General features: G+C 74.3%; 16 protein-coding genes. 9 read left to right on the top strand and 7 right to left on the bottom strand.

Annotated elements, in window-relative coordinates:
- The first annotated feature begins 4 nt into the window (after window positions 1-4).
- The 4 genes from V7E46_RS08045 (at window position 5) to V7E46_RS08030 (ending at window position 7,603) form a co-directional block, all read left to right on the top strand.
- The gene (locus tag V7E46_RS08045; protein WP_333767768.1) at window positions 5-5,743 is read left to right on the top strand and encodes a type I polyketide synthase; all 5,739 of its coding nucleotides are present in this window, start codon (window positions 5-7) and stop codon (window positions 5,741-5,743) included.
- Window positions 5,740-6,486 (top strand): 3-oxoacyl-ACP reductase FabG, encoded by a 747-nt coding sequence (gene fabG / locus V7E46_RS08040; protein WP_329171722.1) that lies wholly within the window; start codon window positions 5,740-5,742, stop codon window positions 6,484-6,486. Before V7E46_RS08045 ends, fabG begins: the two co-directional genes overlap by 4 nt.
- A gap of 78 nt (window positions 6,487-6,564) precedes the next feature.
- Window positions 6,565-6,759 carry a ferredoxin gene (locus tag V7E46_RS08035; RefSeq protein WP_329171724.1) on the top strand — a complete coding sequence of 65 codons (195 nt, stop codon included), beginning with the start codon at window positions 6,565-6,567 and terminating at the stop codon, window positions 6,757-6,759.
- A gap of 58 nt (window positions 6,760-6,817) precedes the next feature.
- Window positions 6,818-7,603, top strand: a complete 786-nt coding sequence (locus tag V7E46_RS08030; protein ID WP_333767767.1) for a thioesterase II family protein — start codon at window positions 6,818-6,820, stop codon at window positions 7,601-7,603.
- Between the two features lie 51 nt (window positions 7,604-7,654).
- On the opposite strand, the gene V7E46_RS08025 is transcribed toward V7E46_RS08030, so the two are convergent.
- The 3 genes from V7E46_RS08025 to V7E46_RS08015 all read right to left on the bottom strand — a co-directional run bounded on the left by V7E46_RS08025 (window position 7,655) and on the right by V7E46_RS08015 (window position 11,487).
- Window positions 7,655-8,614 carry an ATP-dependent DNA ligase gene (locus tag V7E46_RS08025; protein WP_333767766.1) on the bottom strand — a complete coding sequence of 320 codons (960 nt, stop codon included), beginning with the start codon at window positions 8,612-8,614 and terminating at the stop codon, window positions 7,655-7,657.
- A gap of 130 nt (window positions 8,615-8,744) precedes the next feature.
- On the bottom strand, window positions 8,745-10,031 hold the full coding sequence (locus V7E46_RS08020; protein ID WP_333767765.1) for a low temperature requirement protein A: 1,287 nt from the start codon (window positions 10,029-10,031) through the stop codon (window positions 8,745-8,747).
- 172 nt (window positions 10,032-10,203) lie between these two features.
- On the bottom strand, window positions 10,204-11,487 hold the full coding sequence (locus V7E46_RS08015) for an MFS transporter (protein WP_333767764.1): 1,284 nt from the start codon (window positions 11,485-11,487) through the stop codon (window positions 10,204-10,206).
- Window positions 11,488-11,562: 75 nt separating this feature from the next.
- On the opposite strand from V7E46_RS08015, the gene V7E46_RS08010 reads away from it, so the two are divergent.
- Together V7E46_RS08010 and V7E46_RS08005 are read left to right on the top strand one after the other, a co-directional pair.
- On the top strand, window positions 11,563-12,117 hold the full coding sequence (locus V7E46_RS08010) for a TetR/AcrR family transcriptional regulator (RefSeq protein ID WP_333767763.1): 555 nt from the start codon (window positions 11,563-11,565) through the stop codon (window positions 12,115-12,117).
- Between the two features lie 64 nt (window positions 12,118-12,181).
- A complete protein-coding gene (locus V7E46_RS08005; protein WP_333767762.1) occupies window positions 12,182-12,838 on the top strand; it encodes a PhzF family phenazine biosynthesis protein in 657 nt (218 codons plus the stop codon).
- Window positions 12,839-13,250: 412 nt separating this feature from the next.
- Here V7E46_RS08005 and V7E46_RS08000 read toward each other — a convergent pair whose 3' ends face one another.
- Window positions 13,251-13,742, bottom strand: coding sequence for a peptidylprolyl isomerase (locus tag V7E46_RS08000; protein ID WP_443054080.1), 492 nt, complete (start codon window positions 13,740-13,742; stop codon window positions 13,251-13,253).
- A 152-nt stretch (window positions 13,743-13,894) separates the two neighbouring features.
- Here V7E46_RS08000 and V7E46_RS07995 point away from each other — a divergent pair, with 152 nt between their 5' ends.
- On the top strand, window positions 13,895-14,836 hold the full coding sequence (locus tag V7E46_RS07995) for a carbohydrate kinase family protein (RefSeq protein ID WP_333767760.1): 942 nt from the start codon (window positions 13,895-13,897) through the stop codon (window positions 14,834-14,836).
- Here the strand turns inward: V7E46_RS07995 and V7E46_RS07990 are convergent.
- The 3 genes from V7E46_RS07990 to V7E46_RS07980 form a co-directional block, all read right to left on the bottom strand.
- Window positions 14,833-15,159 (bottom strand): hypothetical protein, encoded by a 327-nt coding sequence (locus V7E46_RS07990; protein ID WP_443054087.1) that lies wholly within the window; start codon window positions 15,157-15,159, stop codon window positions 14,833-14,835. The two genes, V7E46_RS07995 and V7E46_RS07990, sit on opposite strands and share 4 nt — an antisense overlap.
- A gap of 125 nt (window positions 15,160-15,284) precedes the next feature.
- Window positions 15,285-16,460, bottom strand: a complete 1,176-nt coding sequence (locus tag V7E46_RS07985) for a baeRF3 domain-containing protein (protein WP_333767759.1) — start codon at window positions 16,458-16,460, stop codon at window positions 15,285-15,287.
- A 49-nt stretch (window positions 16,461-16,509) separates the two neighbouring features.
- On the bottom strand, window positions 16,510-16,704 hold the full coding sequence (locus V7E46_RS07980; protein ID WP_333767758.1) for a hypothetical protein: 195 nt from the start codon (window positions 16,702-16,704) through the stop codon (window positions 16,510-16,512).
- A gap of 170 nt (window positions 16,705-16,874) precedes the next feature.
- On the opposite strand from V7E46_RS07980, the gene V7E46_RS07975 reads away from it, so the two are divergent.
- Together V7E46_RS07975 and V7E46_RS07970 are read left to right on the top strand one after the other, a co-directional pair.
- Entirely contained in the window at window positions 16,875-17,348 is a 474-nt protein-coding gene (locus tag V7E46_RS07975; protein WP_333767757.1) for a GreA/GreB family elongation factor, read from the top strand.
- A gap of 221 nt (window positions 17,349-17,569) precedes the next feature.
- Entirely contained in the window at window positions 17,570-17,752 is a 183-nt protein-coding gene (locus V7E46_RS07970; RefSeq protein WP_333767756.1) for a hypothetical protein, read from the top strand.
- Window positions 17,753-17,875 lie beyond the last annotated feature (123 nt).

Genomic DNA, 17,875 nt, shown 5'->3' with positions numbered 1-17,875 from the left:
CGAAGTGTCAGAGCCAGACCAGGATCCGGGCCGTATCGCCATCATCGGCATGGCAGGACGCTTCCCCGGCGCCGACGACGTGGAGACCTTCTGGAGCAACCTCGAACAGGGCAGGGAGGGCATCACCGCCTTCACCGAGGGGGAACTCCTCGCGGCGGGCGCCGACCCCCTGCTGCTCGGCCAGGAGGGCTACGTCAAGGCCAAGGGCGTGCTGGCCGGCGCCGACCGCTTCGACGAGGGCTTCTTCGGCTACAGCCCCCGCGAGGCCGAACTCCTCGACCCCCAGCACCGGGTCTTCCTCGAATGCGCCTGGCACGCCCTGGAGTCGGCGGGTGTCGACCCGCAGCGCTTCGACGGGCGGATCGGCGTCTTCGGCGGCTCCGGCCTGAATTCCTACCTGCTGTTCAACCTGATGACCAACCAGCGGGTCCTGGACTCGGCCGGCCTCTACCAGGTGATGCTGGCCTCGGACAAGGACTTCCTGGCCACCCGCGCGGCCTACAAGCTCGACCTCACCGGTCCCGCGGTCACCGTGCAGACCGCCTGCTCCACCTCGCTGACCGCGGTGCACCTGGCCTGCCAGAGCCTGCTCAACAGCGAGTGCGACATCGCCCTGGCCGGCGGTGTCTCGGTCTCGTCCCCGCTGCTCGGCGGCTACCAGTACGAGCCCGGCGGCATCCTGTCCCCCGACGGCACGTGCCGGGCCTTCGACGCCGACGCCGCCGGGACGGTCGCGGGCAACGGGGTCGGCATCGTCGTCCTGCGCCGCCTGGAGGACGCCCGGGCCGGCGGCGACACGGTCGACGCGGTGATCCTGGCCACCGCCGTCAACAACGACGGCTCGCTGAAGGCCGGCTACACCGCGCCCGGCGTCGACGGCCAGGCCGATGTCATCGCCGAGGCCCTGGCCCTGGCCGACATCGACCCGGCCACCGTCGGCTTCGTCGAGACCCACGGCACCGGCACCCCGCTCGGCGACCCCATCGAGGTCGCCGCCCTCACCCGGGCCTTCAGGGCCGGCACGCAGGACGCCGGGTTCTGCGCCATCGGCTCGGTCAAGAGCAACGTCGGCCACCTGGACGCCGCCGCCGGGGTCACCGGCCTGATCAAGGCCGCCCTCGCGCTCAAGCACGAGGCGATCCCGCCGACGCTGCACTGCGAGCGGCCCAACCCCGGACTCGCCCTGGAGACCGGCCCGTTCTACGTCAACACCGCGCTGCGGCCCTGGCCACGCGCGGACCAGCCGCGCCGGGCCGGCGTCAGCTCCTTCGGGATCGGCGGCACCAATGTGCACGTCGTCATCGAGGAGGCCCCCCTGCCGGCCCCCGTACCCGCCCCGGGCCGCCCGGCCCGGCTGCTGGTGCTGTCCGCGAAGTCCGCACCCGCGCTCACCGCCGCCGCCCGGCGGCTGGCCGACCACCTCGAACTGCGGCCCGGCACCGACCTCGACGCCGTCGCCGCCACCCTGGCCTGCCGCCGACGGCACTTCGAGCACCGCGGGACGGTGGTCTGCCACAGCGCCGAGGAGGCCGCCGCGGGACTGCGCCGGCTGGCCGCGGGGCCCGCGACGGCCGCCGCGCCCGAGACCGCGCCGGTCGCCTTCCTCTTCCCCGGCCAGGGCGCCCAATACCCCGGTACGGCCCGCGGCCTGTACGCCCACGAGCCGGTCTTCACCGCCGAGTTCGACCGGTGCGCGCAGGCGTTCGCCCCGCACCTGGGGCAGGACCTGCGCACCCTGGTCCTCGGCCCGGACGACCCCGAGGCGCCCGAGAGCGCCGCCGAGGTGCTGCGCCGCACCCGGATCGCCCAGCCGGTGCTCTTCGCGGTGGAGTACGCGCTCGCCCGGCTGTGGCAGTCCTGGGGCGTGCAGCCCAGGGCCATGGCGGGGCACAGCATCGGCGAATACGTCGCCGCCTGCCTGGCCGGGGTCTTCTCGCTGGAGGACGCCGTACGCCTGGTGGCCGCCCGCGGCCGGCTCGTCCAGGAGATGCCCGGGGGCGCCATGCTCAGCGTCTTCCTCTCCGAGGAGGACACCGCCGCCCGGCTCGGCGACGGTCTGAGCCTCGCCGCGGTCAACTCCTCCGCGCTCAGCGTGGTCGCCGGCAGCGCGGACGCGGTGGCGGCCCTCGAAGCGCGGCTGGCGGCCGAGGGCATCGGATGCCGCCGCCTGCACACCTCGCACGCCTTCCACTCCCCCGACATGGACGGCGCCGTCGACCCGTTCGTCCAGGAGGTGCGCGCGGTCACCCTGCACGCCCCGGCCGTCCCCTTCCTGTCCAATGTGACCGGCACCTGGATCACCGACGAGCAGGCGACCAGCCCCGAATACTGGGGCGCCCACCTGCGGCGGCCGGTGCGCTTCCGCGACGCGCTGGACATCCTGCTCGCCGACCCGGCGCTACTGCCGCTGGAGGTCGGCCCCGGCCAGAACCTCACCAGCTTCGTCCGCGCCCACCGGGCGTGGACGGACGCGCGCACCGCGGCCGGATCGCTGCGGCACCCCGGCGACCGGACCGACGACACCGCATATCTCCAGGCGAGCCTGGGCGCCCTGTGGAGCGCCGGCGCCCGCGTCGACTGGGCGGCCGTCCACGGCGGCGCCCCCCGTCCGCCGCTGCGGCTGCCCGGCTACGCCTTCCAGCGGCGCCGCTACTGGGTCGAGCCGGCGGGCGCGGACCGACACGCCGCGGCTGCGGCCGTACCGGCGGCGCCCGCCTCGGCCGCCTCGCCCGGCGACTGGTTCTACGCCCCGGGCTGGAAGCGCCTCCCCCTCCCGGCCGCGAGGGCGGCCGGCCCCACCGGGGACACCTGGGTGGTGCTCGGCGCGGGCACCGCCCTGGGCGACGCCCTGGCCGAGCGGCTGGCGGCGGCCGGTGACCGGGTCGTCCGCGTCACCGCGGGCGGCGCCCTGGCCGGGTCGGGCGACTCCTGGACGGTGGACCCGGCCGAGCGCGACCACCTGGCCGCGCTCGTCCCGGCCCTGGGCCCGGCCCCGGCAGCGGCCCCCGGCGCGGAAGGCGACGGGCCGCGCCTGCGCTTCGTCCACCTGTGGAGCGCGGCCGCCGGCGCGAGCAGCGCGGAACCGCTCACCGGTGACCGGCTGGACGCCGCCCGCCGCACCGGCTTCGACAGCCTGCTCGCCCTCGCCCAGGCCCTCAGCGGCGAACGCCCCCGGGTCCCGGTGACCATCGACGTGCTGTGCCGCGGCGTGTACGACGTCACCGGCGACGAACCGCTGATGCCCGAGCAGTCCCTCCTGCTCGGCGCCTGCACGGTGATCCCGCAGGAGATCGCCGGCGCCGCCTGCCGCGCCCTCGACATCACCGGAGCCGAGGCCGCCCGCCCGCTCGACAGCGTCGTCGGCGCCGTGCTCACCGCGCTCGCCCGTCCCGCGGGCGAGCCGGAACTCGCGCTGCGCGGGCGCCACTGGTGGAGCCGCGGCTTCGACCGGATCGCCCTGGACGCGGACGGCGCAGGCGTGCGCGACGGCGGCGTCTACCTCATCACCGGCGGCCTCGGCGGCCTCGGCCTGGCGATGGCGGAACACCTCGCGGGCGCTGCCTCCCGGCCCGTGCTCGGGCTGCTCGGCCGCTCGGCGTTCCCCGCGCCCGCCGCGTGGGACGCGTGGCTCGCCGCCCACGGAGCCGACGACCCCACGAGCGCCCGTATCCGCCGGCTGCGGCACATCGAGGGCCTCGGCGCCCGCGTCGTGGTGCTGCGCGCCGACGTCACCGACGAGCGGCAGACCGGGCAAGCGGTGGCCGAACTGCGCGCCGCCGCGGGCCCGTTGAACGGCGTCGTGCACGCCGCGGGCAGCCCGTCGCAGGGCATGATGGTCACCAAGACCCGGGCGGAGGCCGACGCGGTGCTCGCCGCCAAGACCCACGGGCTGCTCGTCCTGGACCGGGTCTGCCGCGACGACGACCTGGACTTCCTGCTGCTGTGCTCCTCGGTGACCGCCGTCCTCGGCGGCCCGGGACAGAGCGACTACGCCGCCGCCAACGCCTTCCTCGACGCCTTCGCCCAGTGGAAGCGGCGGGAGACCGGGCTGCCCGTCACGGCCGTCGGCTGGGACACCTGGCAGGAGACCGGTATGGCCGCCGGGCTCGGCTCCAGGTTCGGCGGCCCGGGCGGGACGGCGCTCGGCGACCACCCGCTCCTCCAGCGCCTGGTCCGCGACACTCCGGCCTCCCGTACGTACGCCACCGTCCTGAGCACCGCCGACAGCTGGATCGTCGGCGACCACCGCATTCAGGGCCACGGCCTCGTCCCGGGCACCGCCTACCTGGAGCTGGTGCGGGCCGCCGCGGCCGGGCAGGCGGCCGGACGGGACATCGAGATCGGCGATGTGCAGTACCTGGTCCCGGTCATCGTGCCCGACGGGCAGACCCGCGAGGTCTTCACCACCGTCGAGGAGCGCGACGGCCGCTGGCACTTCGCCGTGCAGAGCCGCACCGGCGCGCCCGGGGCCGCGGCCTGGACCGACCACGCGCGCGGCACCGTCGCCTTCCCCGAGCGCCGGCCCGACACCGTACGCGACCTCGGCGAACTGCTCGCCGGCTGCGAGGTGCGGGACGTCCTGGACACCACGGAGTCGATCAAACTCGGGCTCAGGCTCGACCGGTTCGAGAAGGGCGGCCCGATCGAGTTCTCCTTCGGCCCGCGCTGGAGGTGCATGCGGGAGATCCAGGTCGGCGCCCGGCGGCTGCTGGCCACCCTGCGGCTCGACGAGGAATACCACGGCGACCTCACGGACTACCTGCTGCACCCGGCGCTGCTCGACGCGGCAGGCGGCACCGCCCGGGTGCACGCCCCGGACACCTACTACCTGCCGTTCAGCTACCGCAGGCTGCGCTTCACCCATGGTCTGACCAGCACCGTCCACGCGTACGTCCGGATGAAGGAACCCGCGGACTCGGCGGGCGAGACCAGCACGTGCGACATCGAGATCCTCGACCCCGACGGCCGGGTGCTGGTGAGCATCAGCGACTTCACCATCAAGCGGATCAACGATCTGAGCGGCCTGCGCGAGCAGATCCTGCGCGCCTCGGCGGAGCCCGGGCAGCACCCGGACCAGGACGGCCACCACGAGCAGGCCGGACCCGAGGTGCTGCGCACCCTGGGCGAGGGCATCACGGAGCGGCAGGGCCAGGACGCCTTCGCCCGTATCCTCGCCGCCGCCGGCCGCCCCGGCCACCTGGTGGTCTCCCACCGGGACTTCGACGGCGTCCGCGCCCTTGCCCGTACGCTGACGCCCGAACTGCTGGCGCGGGAGATGGACCAGCTCGGCCCGCCCGGCGGCACCCACCCGCGGCCGGACCTCGCCACGCCGTACGTCGCCCCCCGCACGCCCCGCGAGCAGGCACTCACCGAGGTGTGGCAGGAGATCCTGGGCCTGGAGCGGGTCGGCGTCGACGACGACTTCTTCGCCCTGGGCGGCCACTCGCTGGCCGCCGTGCAGATCGGCACCCGTATCAAGGCCCGGCTCGGCGCCGATCTGGACCTGCGGGCGTTCTTCGACCGCCCCACGGTCGCCCACACCGCGGACCTGCTCGACTCCGCGCCCGGCGCCGGCCCCGGCGCGGCCGGTCCGCGCAGCACCATCGAGGTCCTGGACCGCGGCCTCGGCGACGACGCGGCGGACGGCCTCGACCCGCTTGCCGGGCTCACCGACGAGGAAGTGGAAGCGCAGCTGCTCGAACTGCTGGCCGCGGAGGCCGCGGAGAGCGAGGACCAGGCATGAGCGGCACCGCCCGTCCCGTCGCCCTGGTGGCGGGCGGCTCCCGGGGTATCGGCCGGGCCGTCGCGCTGCGCCTGGCGCAGGACGGCTACGACGTCGCCGTCTGCTACGCCTCCGACGACTCCGCCGCCCGTGAGGTGGAGAAGGAGATCAGCGCGCTGGGCCGCCGGGCGTTCGTCCGCCGCGCCGACGTCGCCGACCCGGGCGCCGTGGACGACCTGGTCGACGCCGTCGAGGACGCCCTCGGCCCCGTACAGGCCGCCGTCACCTCCGCGGCGGTGCTGCGCGACCAGCCGCTGGCGCTAATGGAGGACGAGGACTGGACGGGTGTGCTGCGCACCAATCTCGACGGTGTCTTCCACGTCTGCCGCGCCGTTGTCGGCGACATGATCAGACGGCGCCGCGGCGCGATCGTCACCCTGTCCTCCATCGCGGGCCTGCACGGTAACGCGGGGCAGACCAACTACGCCGCGTCCAAAGCCGGGATCATCGGCTTCACCAAGTCCCTCGCCCGCGAGGTCGGCCGCTACGGCATCCGCGCCAATACCGTGGCGCCCGGCTTCATCGCCACCGACCCCGTACTGGCCCTGCCGCAGGACGTACGCGACCGGTTCGAGCAGCGCGCCGCGCTCGGCCGTTTCGGGCGCCCCGAGGAGGTCGCCGACCTCGTGTCCTTCCTGCTGTCCGACCGGGCCGGCTACATCACGGGGGCCACCTTCCAGATCGACGGCGGCATGGCCGCCTGACCCGGATCCCCCTGCTGCGGACGGCCCCCGGCGCCGTTCACGTCCCGCCCCTCCCCCGCGAACCGGAAGATGCCGAGGATGCGAATCGAGGCCGACACCGACATGTGCGCCAGCTCGGGCATGTGCGCCCTGACCGCGCCCGACCTGTTCGACCAGTCGGACGTGGACGGGACGGTGCTGCTGCTGCGGCCCGCGCCGGCGGACACTCACATCGGGGACGCCGAGGAGGCCGTACGGCGCTGCCCGTCGGGCGCCCTGAGGCTGACGGACTGACCAGCGGTACGGGCCGGGCCGAGCGGCGCCGGTGTCCGCGCGACGAAGGAGGACCGACGTGCACAACCCGTGGTTCGGCCGCGGCGAGCCCGACCAGGGCGCCGCGGTGCGGCTGTTCTGCCTGCCCTACGCCGGCGGCAGCGCCGCCGCCTACCGCGGCTGGCCCGCCCTGGCGCCCGGCGGCCTCCAGGTCTGCCCGCTGGAACTGCCCGGCCGCGGCGGCCGGATCGGCGAACCGCCGCTGAGCCGGATGCGGCCGCTGGCCGACGCGCTGGCGGGCGCGCTGGCGCCCCACCTCGACCGGCCCTACGCGGTCTTCGGGCACAGTATGGGCGGCCTGCTCGCCTTCGAGCTGGCCAGGACCCTGCGCCGCCGCGAACTCCCGCCACCCGCCCACCTGTTCGTGTCCGGGGCAGCCGCCCCCGGCACGCCCCGCAACCGTCCCCCGATCCACGGGGCACCCGACGCCGACGTCCTGGACGAGCTGCGCATTCTCGGCGGCACCCCTCGCGAGATGCTCGACGACGAGGAGCTGATGGCGCTGATGCTGCCCACTCTCAGGGCCGACTTCTCGCTGCTGGAGACGTACGAATACCGCCCGGAGCCGCCCCTGGGGGTGCCGCTGACCGTCTTCGGCGGTACCGACGACCCGCTGGTGCCGGTGCGGGTCCTGGACGGCTGGCGCGGGCAGTCCGCCGCCGGCGCCCGGCTGCGTGTCCTGCCCGGCGGCCACTTCTTCGTCCACCCCGCCGCCGGCGAGGTCATGGCCGTCATCGCCGGCACTCTCGGCGGCTACCTCTCCCGAGGCCTCCCGCCGCAGCAGGCCGGCGAAGGCGGCAGGTGACGGCGCGTCCGGGGCAGCGGATGACAACGGCGTCCGGGGCGGCCGGTCCGGTCAGGCGACGTCGCCGGGAGCGAGGTCCTGGCGCAGCCGGTACCAGGACGGCTGCCGCAGCAGGCCGGCCCGCGTCCGGGCCGAGTATCCGACCTCGCCGACCAGGCGGGGCAGCACCCACCGGGCACGCGGCACCCGCGGGGCCGGGCGGAAGGGGCAGGTGTCCGTCGCCGCGACGTCCAGCAGGCGGGCGAGCACGGCCCGCTCGCGGTCGGACCAGCCGGTGCCCACGCTGCCGAGATAGCGCAGGGCTCCGTCGCGGTGTTCGCCGACCAGCAGCGCACCGGGCAGCCCGGCCAGGTGCCCGCTGCCCGGCACCCACCCGCCGACGATCACGTCCTGCGTCCGTACGTTCCGGATCTTGATCCACGACCGCGACCGGACTCCGGGCTCGTAGACGGACGTCAGCCGCTTGCACACGATGCCCTCAAGACCCGCCGCCCGCGTCGCCTCCAGCGCCTCCGCCGCCCGGCCGACGACGGCCGCGGGCACCGACCAGCGCGGACCGGCCAGGCCGAGCGAGGCCAGCACCTCGCGCCGCTCGGTCCACGGACGGCCCGTCAGGTCCCGTCCGCCGAGCAGGAGGACGTCGAAGATCATCAGATGTACCGGCGTCGTGGTCGCGAGTCGGGCCGCGCGGCCCGGTGAGCGCAGCAGGCCCATCCGGGCCTGCAACCGCTCGAAGTCCGGCCGGCCGGACGCGTCGAGCGCGACGACCTCCCCGTCCAGGACCGCGGGGACCGCGCCGAGCGCGCCGCCGAGGCCGCGCAGCTCCGGGTAGACCGCGGTGATGTCCTCGCCGCTCCTGGACCGGACCAGCGCCGTACCGTCACCGGGCGCGTGGACCACCGCGCGCTGCCCGTCCTGCTTGGTCTCCACCGCCCACCCCCCGTCCCCGCCGGGCAGCGGCAGGCGGCCGGGGGTGGCGAGCATCGGCGCGATCAGCGGGAGGTCAGCCATGGGTGCAGCATGGCCCGCGGACGCCGCCGCGGCCCGGCGGCCCGCCCGGGCCGTACGCCGGACAGCCGGGCAGCCGGACAGCCGGACAGCCGGACAGCCGGGCAGCCGGGCAGGGCACTGTGCGGGCCGCTCAGTGCCGCTGGGCCGTGAGGTCGTCCAGCATGCCCTGCTGGTGGCGGTGGCCGACCGTCTCGTAGCCGATCACGGTGACGAACGGGGCGAGCATGAGCACCAGCAGGCACACCGCGATGGCGGCACCGGCCACCGACAGCAGCACGGCCGCGAGCAGGACGGCGAGGGTGAGGGAGATCAGCAGCAGGTGGAAGGAGTCCGCCGCGGACAGCAGCAGGGTGTGCAGCAGATAGACCATGACCAGGTAGAGGCCCACGGGGAGGGCCAGGGACAGGACGACGGTGGTGTCGGCGAGTTCCGAGTGCTGCTCCAGTTGCAGGCCGGCCAGGTGCAGCCCCGCCCCGGCGCCGGCGATGCCGAGGAACAGCGGGATGTGCCCGTAGCCGAAGAGGTAGCCGCGGCCCCGGCGGCGGGCGAGGATGTCGCCGAAGGGGGTCGCGAAGTACACCCACCACATGCCGAAGGTGAGCCCGACGCCGGCGACGACGATGGCGACCGCGTTCCCGCTCCACTGCGTCCCGTCGGCGCCACCGAGGAGTTCACCGGACGAGGCGACGGTGCCGACCACGCCCTCGCCCAGCGTGATGATCGCGAACAGGCCGTACCGCTCGGCCACGTGGTGCGGGTGCCACGGTGTGGCGCCCGCCTCGCCCTGGGTGATGACCGGCAGGACGAGTTCCAGGACGCCGAGCACGGCGAAGGCCGCGAAGACGGCGGCGATCGGCAGGTCGGTGAAGCCCACGGCGATCCAGCCGGCCTGGACGATCACTGTCCAGCGGATGTTGGCCGTCCCGACCTTGTGGAAGGAGGGTGATTCGGTGGCGGCGCGCCACCAGTGCAGCACCATCGCGATCCGCATCACGACGTAGCCGATCACCATCGCCCGCAACTCCAGGTGGTGGCCCTCCTGGACGGAGTGGAACATCGCCGGCAGGCCGAGCGAGAAGATGACGACGCCGATCATCTGCACCATCGTCAGCGCCCGGTAGAGCCAGTCGTCGGTGGCGAACGCGGAGCCGAACCAGCTGAAGCTGATCCAGGCGACGCTGATCGCGAACATCGCCAGCACGAAGGCCACGACCGCCTGCCCGGGATGGTCCTCGGCGAGCATCTCGGCGAACTGCGAGGCGGCGGTGCCGACCGCCACCACGAAGGTCAGGTCGAACAGCAGCTCCAGAGGTGAGGAGACCCTGCCGGGTTCCTCCGGATCGCGCCCGGTCATCGGGACCCTGCTGTGTGCCGCCTTGCCCGCGCCGGGGCCGCTGGTGACTTCGGAGCCGCTCATGCGCAGCATGATGCCGGACGGGGCCGCGTCCGCACGCGGGGTACGGACCGGCGCCCTGCCCTTTGCCGGCCGGGGTCGCCGGTCTTCACGGCCGTGGGCGGCCGTCTTCACGGATGTCGGCGCGGCGCCGGGCCGACCGGCGGCACCGCGCCGCCCTGCTGCTTCCCCCGGGTCAGGCCGCCGTGCGGTCGGCCTGACCGGCCACGGCGGCGCGCCCGGTGCGCACGCGCTGCGCGACCAGCGCGAGCGCGCCGAAGGCGATGACGGCGGCGCTGTAGACGACCGCGGTCCTGTGCAGGCCCACGTCGGTGGTGGCGAACCCGGCGACGACGGCCGGGATACTGAAGGCGAGGTAGGAGATCACGAAGGCGACCGCGAACAGCTCGCCCCGCTCGGCCGGTTCCGCTATCCGGGCCAGGGTGCCGAAACTGGCCAGGCCCGCTCCGCCGAAGCCCACACCGGCGATGGCCGTACCGAGGGCCGCCGCCGTGACCGAGTGCGCCTCGACCCCGGCCAGGCCGACCGCCGTACCGGCCACCAGCAGGCCTGCGCCCAGCGCGAGCGTGCGCTCGGTCGGCCAGCCGCGCAGCGCGAACGCCGTGATCGAGGCAGGCCCGCACAGCAGGGTGACGACAAGACCGCCGACGACGTGGCTGGACAGGCCGAACAGGCCCACGGCCACGGACGGGCCGAGCGCGAGGTAGAGCCCGCCGAGCGCCCAGCTGGCCACCAGGATCGGCACCAGCGCGATCAGGTCGGCCCGCAGCCTGGGGGCGACGCCGAGCCGGGGCTGGAGCGAGCGCGCGGCGCCCGGCCGCTGCTGGGAGGTCTCCGGCAGTACGGCGACGAGCAGGCCGGCCAGCACCAGGCCTGCGAGCAGCAGCACGTACACCAGCCGGGTCGGGTGCGGCCCGTACTGGACGAGGAAGCCGCAGCCGAGCGCGCCCAGGCCGAGGCCGAACGTCGGCGCGGCGCCGGTGATGACTCCCGCGCGGTGCGGTGCGTGCGGCGGGTTGAGGTCGACCAGCGTCGCGCCGAGTGTCGTCATCGCCGCTCCTGTGGCGACGCCCTGCACGAAGCGGGCCGTCAGCAGCAGCGGGACGTCGCCGGCGACGATGAACAGCACCATCGCCACCGCTTCGAGCGCGATCGCCGAGACCAGGACCGGACGGCGGCCTATGTGGTCGGACAGCGCCCCGAGCACCAGGAGCGCGCCGATCATGCCGACGACGTAGACGGCGAAGACGGTCGTCAGCGTGGACGCGGAGAAGCTCCACTCGTGCTGGTAGACGACGTAGAGGGGGGACGGCGCGCTGGACGCGGCCATGAACAGGACGAAGATCGCCGCGATGGCGGCGAACGCGGCGGGCCGGCTCAGCCCGCGTCGCCCGGCCGTGCTCCGCCGGGCGTCCGGGGCAGCGGGGCTCTTGTCGTGGTGCATCGGCGCGACGGGCATACGAATCTCCGATGGCAGTGATCGTTGCGTTAGTGACCGCTATGCTAACGCAACGATGAGTGCGATAATTTCGGTATGAGCGAAGCAGTCCAGACACGGCCCGGCGGTCGCTCCGCCCGGGTACGTGCGGCCGTGCACCGGGCCGTCGAGGAACTGGCCGGCGCGGGACCGGCCGAGGCCCTGACCATTCCCGCTGTCGCCGCGCGAGCCGGGGTGCACCCGACCACGGTCTACCGGCGCTGGGGATCGGTGGCCCAGCTGCTGGCCGATGTCGCCACCAGCCGTTTCAGCGGCGATGTCGTGGTGCCCGACACCGGCTCCCTGGCCGGCGACCTGGAGCGGTGGATGGGCGACGTCGCCACCGACCTCGCGGACCCCGATGTCCTCGCCCTGATGCGCGCGGCCATCGGCTCGGGCCCGGAGGGCGGCTGCGCGTGCACGGCCGACCGGCACGAGCAGCTCGGCGCGATCATCGAGCGGGAGCGGGCCAGGGGCGGCGGGGTGCCCCAGCTGGAGCGGGCCGTCGACACACTGCTCGGACCGCTGTACTACCGGGCGGTCTTCAGCGACCGGCCGGCGTCGGGCGACTGGGCCCGCGGCCTGGTGGCCACGCTCCTCGCGGACACGTAGCCGGGCCGCCCGGCGGGGGCGGAAGGCCGTCGTCCGGTGCCGCCGGGCGTGGTTGACTGCCCCAGTGACCGACTACGACGTACTGCGCGTCTTCTGCGGAGCCGACGGCCGTCACGGCAACGAACTCGCCGTCGTACGCGACGGGTCGGCCATGACCGACCCCCGCGAGCGCCAACTGCTGGCCGGGAAGCTGGGGTTCAGCGAGACGGTCTTCGTGGACGACCCCGAGCGAGGCGGTATCGACATCTACACGCCCACCCTGCGGCTGCCCTTCGCCGGGCACCCTTGCGTGGGCACCGGCTGGCTGCTCGACCTGCCCGAACTCATCACGCCCGCCGGGGTGGTGGGGGTACGCCTCGACGGGGAGTTCAGCTGGATCGAGGCGATGGCCGCCTGGGCGCCGCCCCGCACCCTGCGGCAGTACGCCTCGGCCGACGAGGTGGACGCGCTGCCGGTGCCGCCGCCCGGCGAGTGGATCTACGCCTGGGCCTGGCAGGACAGGGCGGCGGGCCGCATCAGGGCCAGGGCCTTTCCCGGCCGCGACGACGGGATCGAGGAGGACGAGGCCACCGGAGCGGCGGCGCTGCTGCTCACCCAGCAGCTCGGCCGCGCGCTGAACATCGCGCAGGGCCTCGGCTCCCAGATCATGACGGCCCCGTACCCCGGGGACTTCATCGAGGTCGGCGGCCGGGTGCGGCTCGACGGCCAGGAATCGGTGTAGCCGCGCGTACCGGGCGGCGGCTCAGCCGGGGTGGTCCGCTCTCCCGCCGCCGCGTCCGGCGTGGCCTCGTGGAGGAGCTGCCTGCCCAGGTCGGGTACGGCGCGCCCGACGGCGTCGCAAACCGGGCATGATACTCACCGTCACCCGCCGTCCGGGCGGCGGCCGACCTGCTGGCGGCCGTACTGCGCTGAGCGGCTCCGGTGCCACCGGCTCCGAGGCCGCCGGACGCGGGGACCGCCGCCTTCGGGCTTTCCCACACGGGAGCCACCACGGAGGGGACTTCGGCGGGCACCACGGCTGACCCGTCGGCGCGGCGGGACGCGTGAAGGGTCCCCGCGGGCCCGCGGCCCGCGGGGACCCTTCACGTCATCGGGGGCGGTTGGGCGGGGACCCGGCCGTGTGCCCGGGACGGTTATTCGACGGTGCCGGACGCGGTGATGACGACCTTCGAGGAGGGCTTGCCGCTGCGGGAGCCCTTGCCCTCGATCAGCTTGACGAGCTTCTCACCCTCGACGACCTCGCCGAAGACCACGTGCTTGCCGTCGAGCCAGTCGGTGGTGACGGTGGTGATGAAGAACTGCGAACCGTTGGAGTTCGGCCCGGCGTTCGCCATCGACAGCAGGAACGGGCGGTCGTGCTTGAGCTGGAAGTTCTCGTCCTTGAACTTGGCCCCGTAGATGCTCTTGCCGCCGCGCCCGTCACCGGAGGTGAAGTCGCCGCCCTGGAGCATGAAGTCCGGGATGACCCGATGGAAGGAGGAGCCCGCGTAGCCGAAGCCGTGCTCGCCGGTGGCCAGCTCGCGGAAGTTCCTGGCGGTCTCGGGCACCACGTCGTCGAACAGCCGGAAGACGATGCGTCCGGCCGGCTCGTCGTCGATGGAGATGTCGAAATAGACATTGTTCATGTGCCCCATCCTTACATCCTGCCAGCCCCGCACCGCGCGTCGGGGCCGTCTTCCGGCCGAGTCCGGCCAACCGGTCGCGGGTTCGGCGTGAACGCGCCCTGCCGGCCGCACCCCGCGGTGGCGGTCGGTGGCCGGCGCGGGAGGATGAGCGGATGAGCGACTTTCTGGTGGTCGGCGAATGCGTCGCCGACATCGTCCGCACCCCCGGCAGCCCCGATGTGCCGCACCCCGGTGGCAGTCCCGCGAACGTCGCCTACGGGCTCGCCCGGCTCGGGCAGCCGACGACGCTGCTCACCCAGCTCGGGCAGGACGACGCCGGGCGGCTGATCGGCGGGCACCTGGCGTCGGCCGGGGTGAAGGTGCTGACGGACGGGCAGGCCGGCGTGGCCACCCCGACCGCGGTGGTGACGCTGGACGGGCGCGGAGCGGCCACGTACGACTTCGACATCGGCTGGACGCTGCGGCCGGTGGACGTACCGGCGGGCGTACGGCATGTGCACCTCGGGTCGATCGGTGCGGTCCAGCCGCCGGGCGCGGCGGCGGCGCTGGACGCGGCGGCCCGGCTGCGGGGGTCGGCGACGGTCAGCTACGACCCGAATGTGCGGCCCGCCCTGCTGGGCGGCCGGGTGGAGGCGGTGGCCCGGGTGGAGCGGTGCGTGGCGCTGAGCGACCTGGTCAAGGCCAGCGACGAGGATGCGGAGTGGCTGTACCCGGGCGAGCCGGCCGCTTCTGTGGCGCGGCGCTGGCTCGAACTCGGCCCTGCTGTCGTCTTCGTGACCCTCGGCGGTTCCGGCGCCCTCGCCTTCACCCGGGCCGGGCAGGTGACGGGCGCGCCGGTCGTGGTCGAGGTCGCGGACACGGTGGGGGCGGGTGACGCCTTCATGTCGGCCGCGCTGGACACGATGGCCGGCCTCGGGCTGACCGGCGCCGCGGCCCGGCCGGACCTCCCGGCGGCGTTCGACGGGCCGACTCTCGCACGGACGCTGCACCGCGCGGGGACGGCGGCGGCGCTGACGGTCTCCCGGTCGGGGGCGAACCCGCCGGACGCCGCGGAATTGGCGGCGGCCCTTTCGCCTCCCGGCGCCGCGCGCTAGCCGGTCTTCGCGTCGCCGGACGCGGACCGCTCGTCGGCCGGGGGTGGCGGCGGGGTGTCGGCGAGGCCGTCGAGTAAGCCGGCGGCGGGGACGAAGAAGAGGCCGCCGGTGACCGCCGTGCAGAAGTCGAGGATGCGGTCGTGCGTGACCGGGCCGTCGCCGGGGAGCATATGGCGGAGCATCTCCTCGGTCAGCGCCGGGGTGCGGGCGTCACCGAGGAAGCAGGTGCCGAATGCGCCGCCGCCGTGGCTGCCGAAGGGCATGTCGTCGCGCAGGGTCTTCCGCTCGGTGCCGTCCGGGTCCGTGACGGTGTTGAGGACCAGTGGCGCAGGTCCGCGGGGCGCGGACCGCCCACCAGCCGGTCCCAGGCCGCGGAGCCGACCCCGGCCACGACGCTGGGCGGGCCGTCGGGATACCCGAAGCCGACGGCCCGCGGCTCCCGGCTGGGTCAGTACCGCAGGACGGCCGCCACACCCTCGGCGCCGGGAAGCGTCTCGTCGGGCACGAACAGCACCCGGGAGTCCGCCCGCACGGCGTTCTCCACCAGCTGCTCGACGATGTCGGTGGCCACACCTGCGGCGGGCGGCTCGGTGCTCCGCCCCGGGTCCGGCAGCGTCACCGGCTCCGGGAACGGTACGACGTCCAGGATCCGGCCGTCGCCACCGATCCGGCCCGCCAGCTCGGCACCCTCCTCCACCACCAGCAGGCGCACCCGCTTGTCGGCGACGGCGGTCCACACCTCCGGCGGACCGCCCGCGTACTTCACCTGGGCGCGAGACGCGTCGAGGTCCGCGACGGCCTCGGCGACCTGCCGGTCGCGGAAGCCGGCGAGCACCGGCGCCAGCCGCTTCTCCAGGTCGGGCGCCGGGTCCTTGTCCATGCCGGTCAGCGGCAGCGTGCCCGCGATGTGGCTCCCATGGCTCGTGAGGCCCTTGAAGAACGCGAGGATCTTCTCGCCCCCGATGACGAACAGCGGCTCCCCGCCGTGCTCCTTCAGCGCCGTCCCGAGCCGTGCGTCGACGGTCCGCAGATACTGCCTGACCCGCTCCTCGTGCCCCTCGTAGGGCGCGGCGTGCGGAATCGGCCCGGGAATCGAATCCTCGGGCGACGGAATCCGCGGCGCGTCCGGGAAACCGTGCCGCGTCACCTCCACCAATTTCCGCGCCGAGCCGCGGTAGAGCCGGCACGTCTCCTGGTCGAGGACGAGCACCACATACGGCCGGGAGCGCTGCTCGGCGGCCACCGCGTACCGCGTGAGGAATTCGGTGGCGAAGGCCACCCGCGGTTCGACGGCCGACGACGCCAACTGCCACACCTGGACCGGCTCACCCGCGGCGATATGGACCACCAGTGCGCCGGCGGCGTGAAAGGGAATTCCCGCGCGCTCGATCACCTCGGGATCCAGCAGGCGGTCCCGCAATTCCAGCCCGGCGTCCCGCGGAACGCCGGGGTCGTCCGCCAGCTGCCGCTTGGCCTCGGTGACGAGGTCGCGCAGCAGGATGCGGTCCTTCTCGCCGAAGGGCCGGTCAGGATCGGTCGGCATCGCCAGCGTGATCGCGGGATACGGCCGCGGACTGCGCAGGTCGGCCAGGATTTCAGGGGTCAGATCAGACGTATCCACCATGCCACCTTCACTGTGGTTGCGGCGACGCGCGGGTCATGGAGAAGCAGGGTCACGGGACCCAGTGGCCGTCTCGCCGCCGGTGGTCGTGCGGCTGGTGGCGCTTGGCGAGCTGCGGGTCCCCGGACTGCTGTTCCCCGTGCGGAATCCGGGTGTGGAAGTAGAGCTGCTTTCCCTGTCCTCGCGCACCCAGGCCATGGTGGCCCTTGGCCGGGGAATTCCTGCCCATGTCTTTCAGCTCCTTCACGTACGCAAAGTCCCGAGCGTGGCGGCCCGTTCGTACGTTTCACGCTACGCCGCCGTCGCAGCGGCGGCGACCGGGCCGGAGGAAGGCACCTGGACTAAAATGATGTCGGGTGCCGAATTTTCGCACGACGCACCTTTATCCGGCTCCGCCCCACAACCACGGGAGCAGAAATGACCGGTGGCTCCGAGCCCCTCAGCCCCGACGCGCATCGGGCGCTGGAGCGGGAACTGTCCGATCTGCGCGACGAACGCCGGTCGTACGCGGTGACCCTGCGGGGAAATGACGCCGACGCGCCCGGCGACAGTGCCGACCAGGCCGACGAATTGCAGCGTGCCACGGAGGTCGCGCGGCTGGACACCAGGATCGCCGATGTCACGGAACGCCTGCACGACGCCACGGTAAGTGTTTCGCCGCGCTCCGACGTCGTCGGGGTGGGCAGCACCGTCACGGTGCGCTTCGCCGACGGTACGACGGACACCGTGCACATCGGCGAGCTGGCCGACGACCGGGACGAGGAGCTGGTGACCGCCGACAGCCCGCTCGGCCGCGGGCTGCTCGGACGCCGGGCCGGCGACGCGGTGGCCTATGACACGCCCGAGGGTCCCGGGACCGCGGCGGTGGTCTCCATCGGCGCCGGGGCGTGAGCGGACCGGCGAGGCGCGACCGGCCCCGCTTGCGGCCCGGCAGCCGACGCGTTTGAGTGTGGGTAACCCCGTCGTCAGGCGTCTGCCCCGCATCACGCCGGCGGGTCGGCGGCCCGGGGCGAGGACGGCTCGGAACGGGCCGGCAGCGCTCCGCGCCGACGCGCAGGACCTGCTGCACCGCACGGTCCGCCCGCCGACTCCCACGACGAACAGGAGCAGTCATGGCACACCACCACAAGTCCAACAAGGCCGTCGAGGGAGATCCGGATTCCGGGCACAGCCGCGGGATGCCGGGACGCCCCGACGAGGACGAACTCGAGGAGCGCACCGAGGAGGACCGGCATGAGGCCGGGCTGCCCGCGGAGCCGGAGGCGTCGCCCGTACGGAGCGACCCCGACGCGTAGGCGCACAGGCCGTCGGCCGGGCACGGCTCAATGCCGCGCCCGCCCGACGGGTGTTCAGGAGGAGTAGCCCGCGGGATCGCGGGGGTGGTGCGGCTCGTCCGGATGGTGCGGCCGGGGGCGGGA

It is taken from the genome of Streptomyces sp. IBSBF 2435 (genome assembly GCF_036815005.1).
Lineage (GTDB): Bacteria > Actinomycetota > Actinomycetes > Streptomycetales > Streptomycetaceae > Actinacidiphila.
The sequence above is the reverse complement of the archived record's forward strand: the minus strand, read 5'-3'. Positions and strand labels throughout refer to the sequence as shown.

Excerpts from the sequence above, each read along its gene's own strand:
- V7E46_RS07970 (WP_333767756.1), top strand. The coding sequence starts at position 17,570 with ATGGCACACCACCACAAGTCCAACAAGGCCGTCGAGGGAGATCCGGAT.
- V7E46_RS08035 (WP_329171724.1), top strand. The coding sequence starts at position 6,565 with ATGCGAATCGAGGCCGACACCGACATGTGCGCCAGCTCGGGCATGTGC.
- V7E46_RS07985 (WP_333767759.1), bottom strand. The coding sequence starts at position 16,460 with ATGGTGGATACGTCTGATCTGACCCCTGAAATCCTGGCCGACCTGCGC.
- V7E46_RS07995 (WP_333767760.1), top strand. The coding sequence starts at position 13,895 with ATGAGCGACTTTCTGGTGGTCGGCGAATGCGTCGCCGACATCGTCCGC.
- V7E46_RS08020 (WP_333767765.1), bottom strand. The coding sequence starts at position 10,031 with ATGAGCGGCTCCGAAGTCACCAGCGGCCCCGGCGCGGGCAAGGCGGCA.
- V7E46_RS07975 (WP_333767757.1), top strand. The coding sequence starts at position 16,875 with ATGACCGGTGGCTCCGAGCCCCTCAGCCCCGACGCGCATCGGGCGCTG.
- V7E46_RS08000 (WP_443054080.1), bottom strand. The coding sequence starts at position 13,742 with ATGAACAATGTCTATTTCGACATCTCCATCGACGACGAGCCGGCCGGA.
- V7E46_RS08010 (WP_333767763.1), top strand. The coding sequence starts at position 11,563 with ATGAGCGAAGCAGTCCAGACACGGCCCGGCGGTCGCTCCGCCCGGGTA.
- V7E46_RS08015 (WP_333767764.1), bottom strand. The coding sequence starts at position 11,487 with ATGCCCGTCGCGCCGATGCACCACGACAAGAGCCCCGCTGCCCCGGAC.
- V7E46_RS08025 (WP_333767766.1), bottom strand. The coding sequence starts at position 8,614 with ATGGCTGACCTCCCGCTGATCGCGCCGATGCTCGCCACCCCCGGCCGC.
- fabG (WP_329171722.1), top strand. The coding sequence starts at position 5,740 with ATGAGCGGCACCGCCCGTCCCGTCGCCCTGGTGGCGGGCGGCTCCCGG.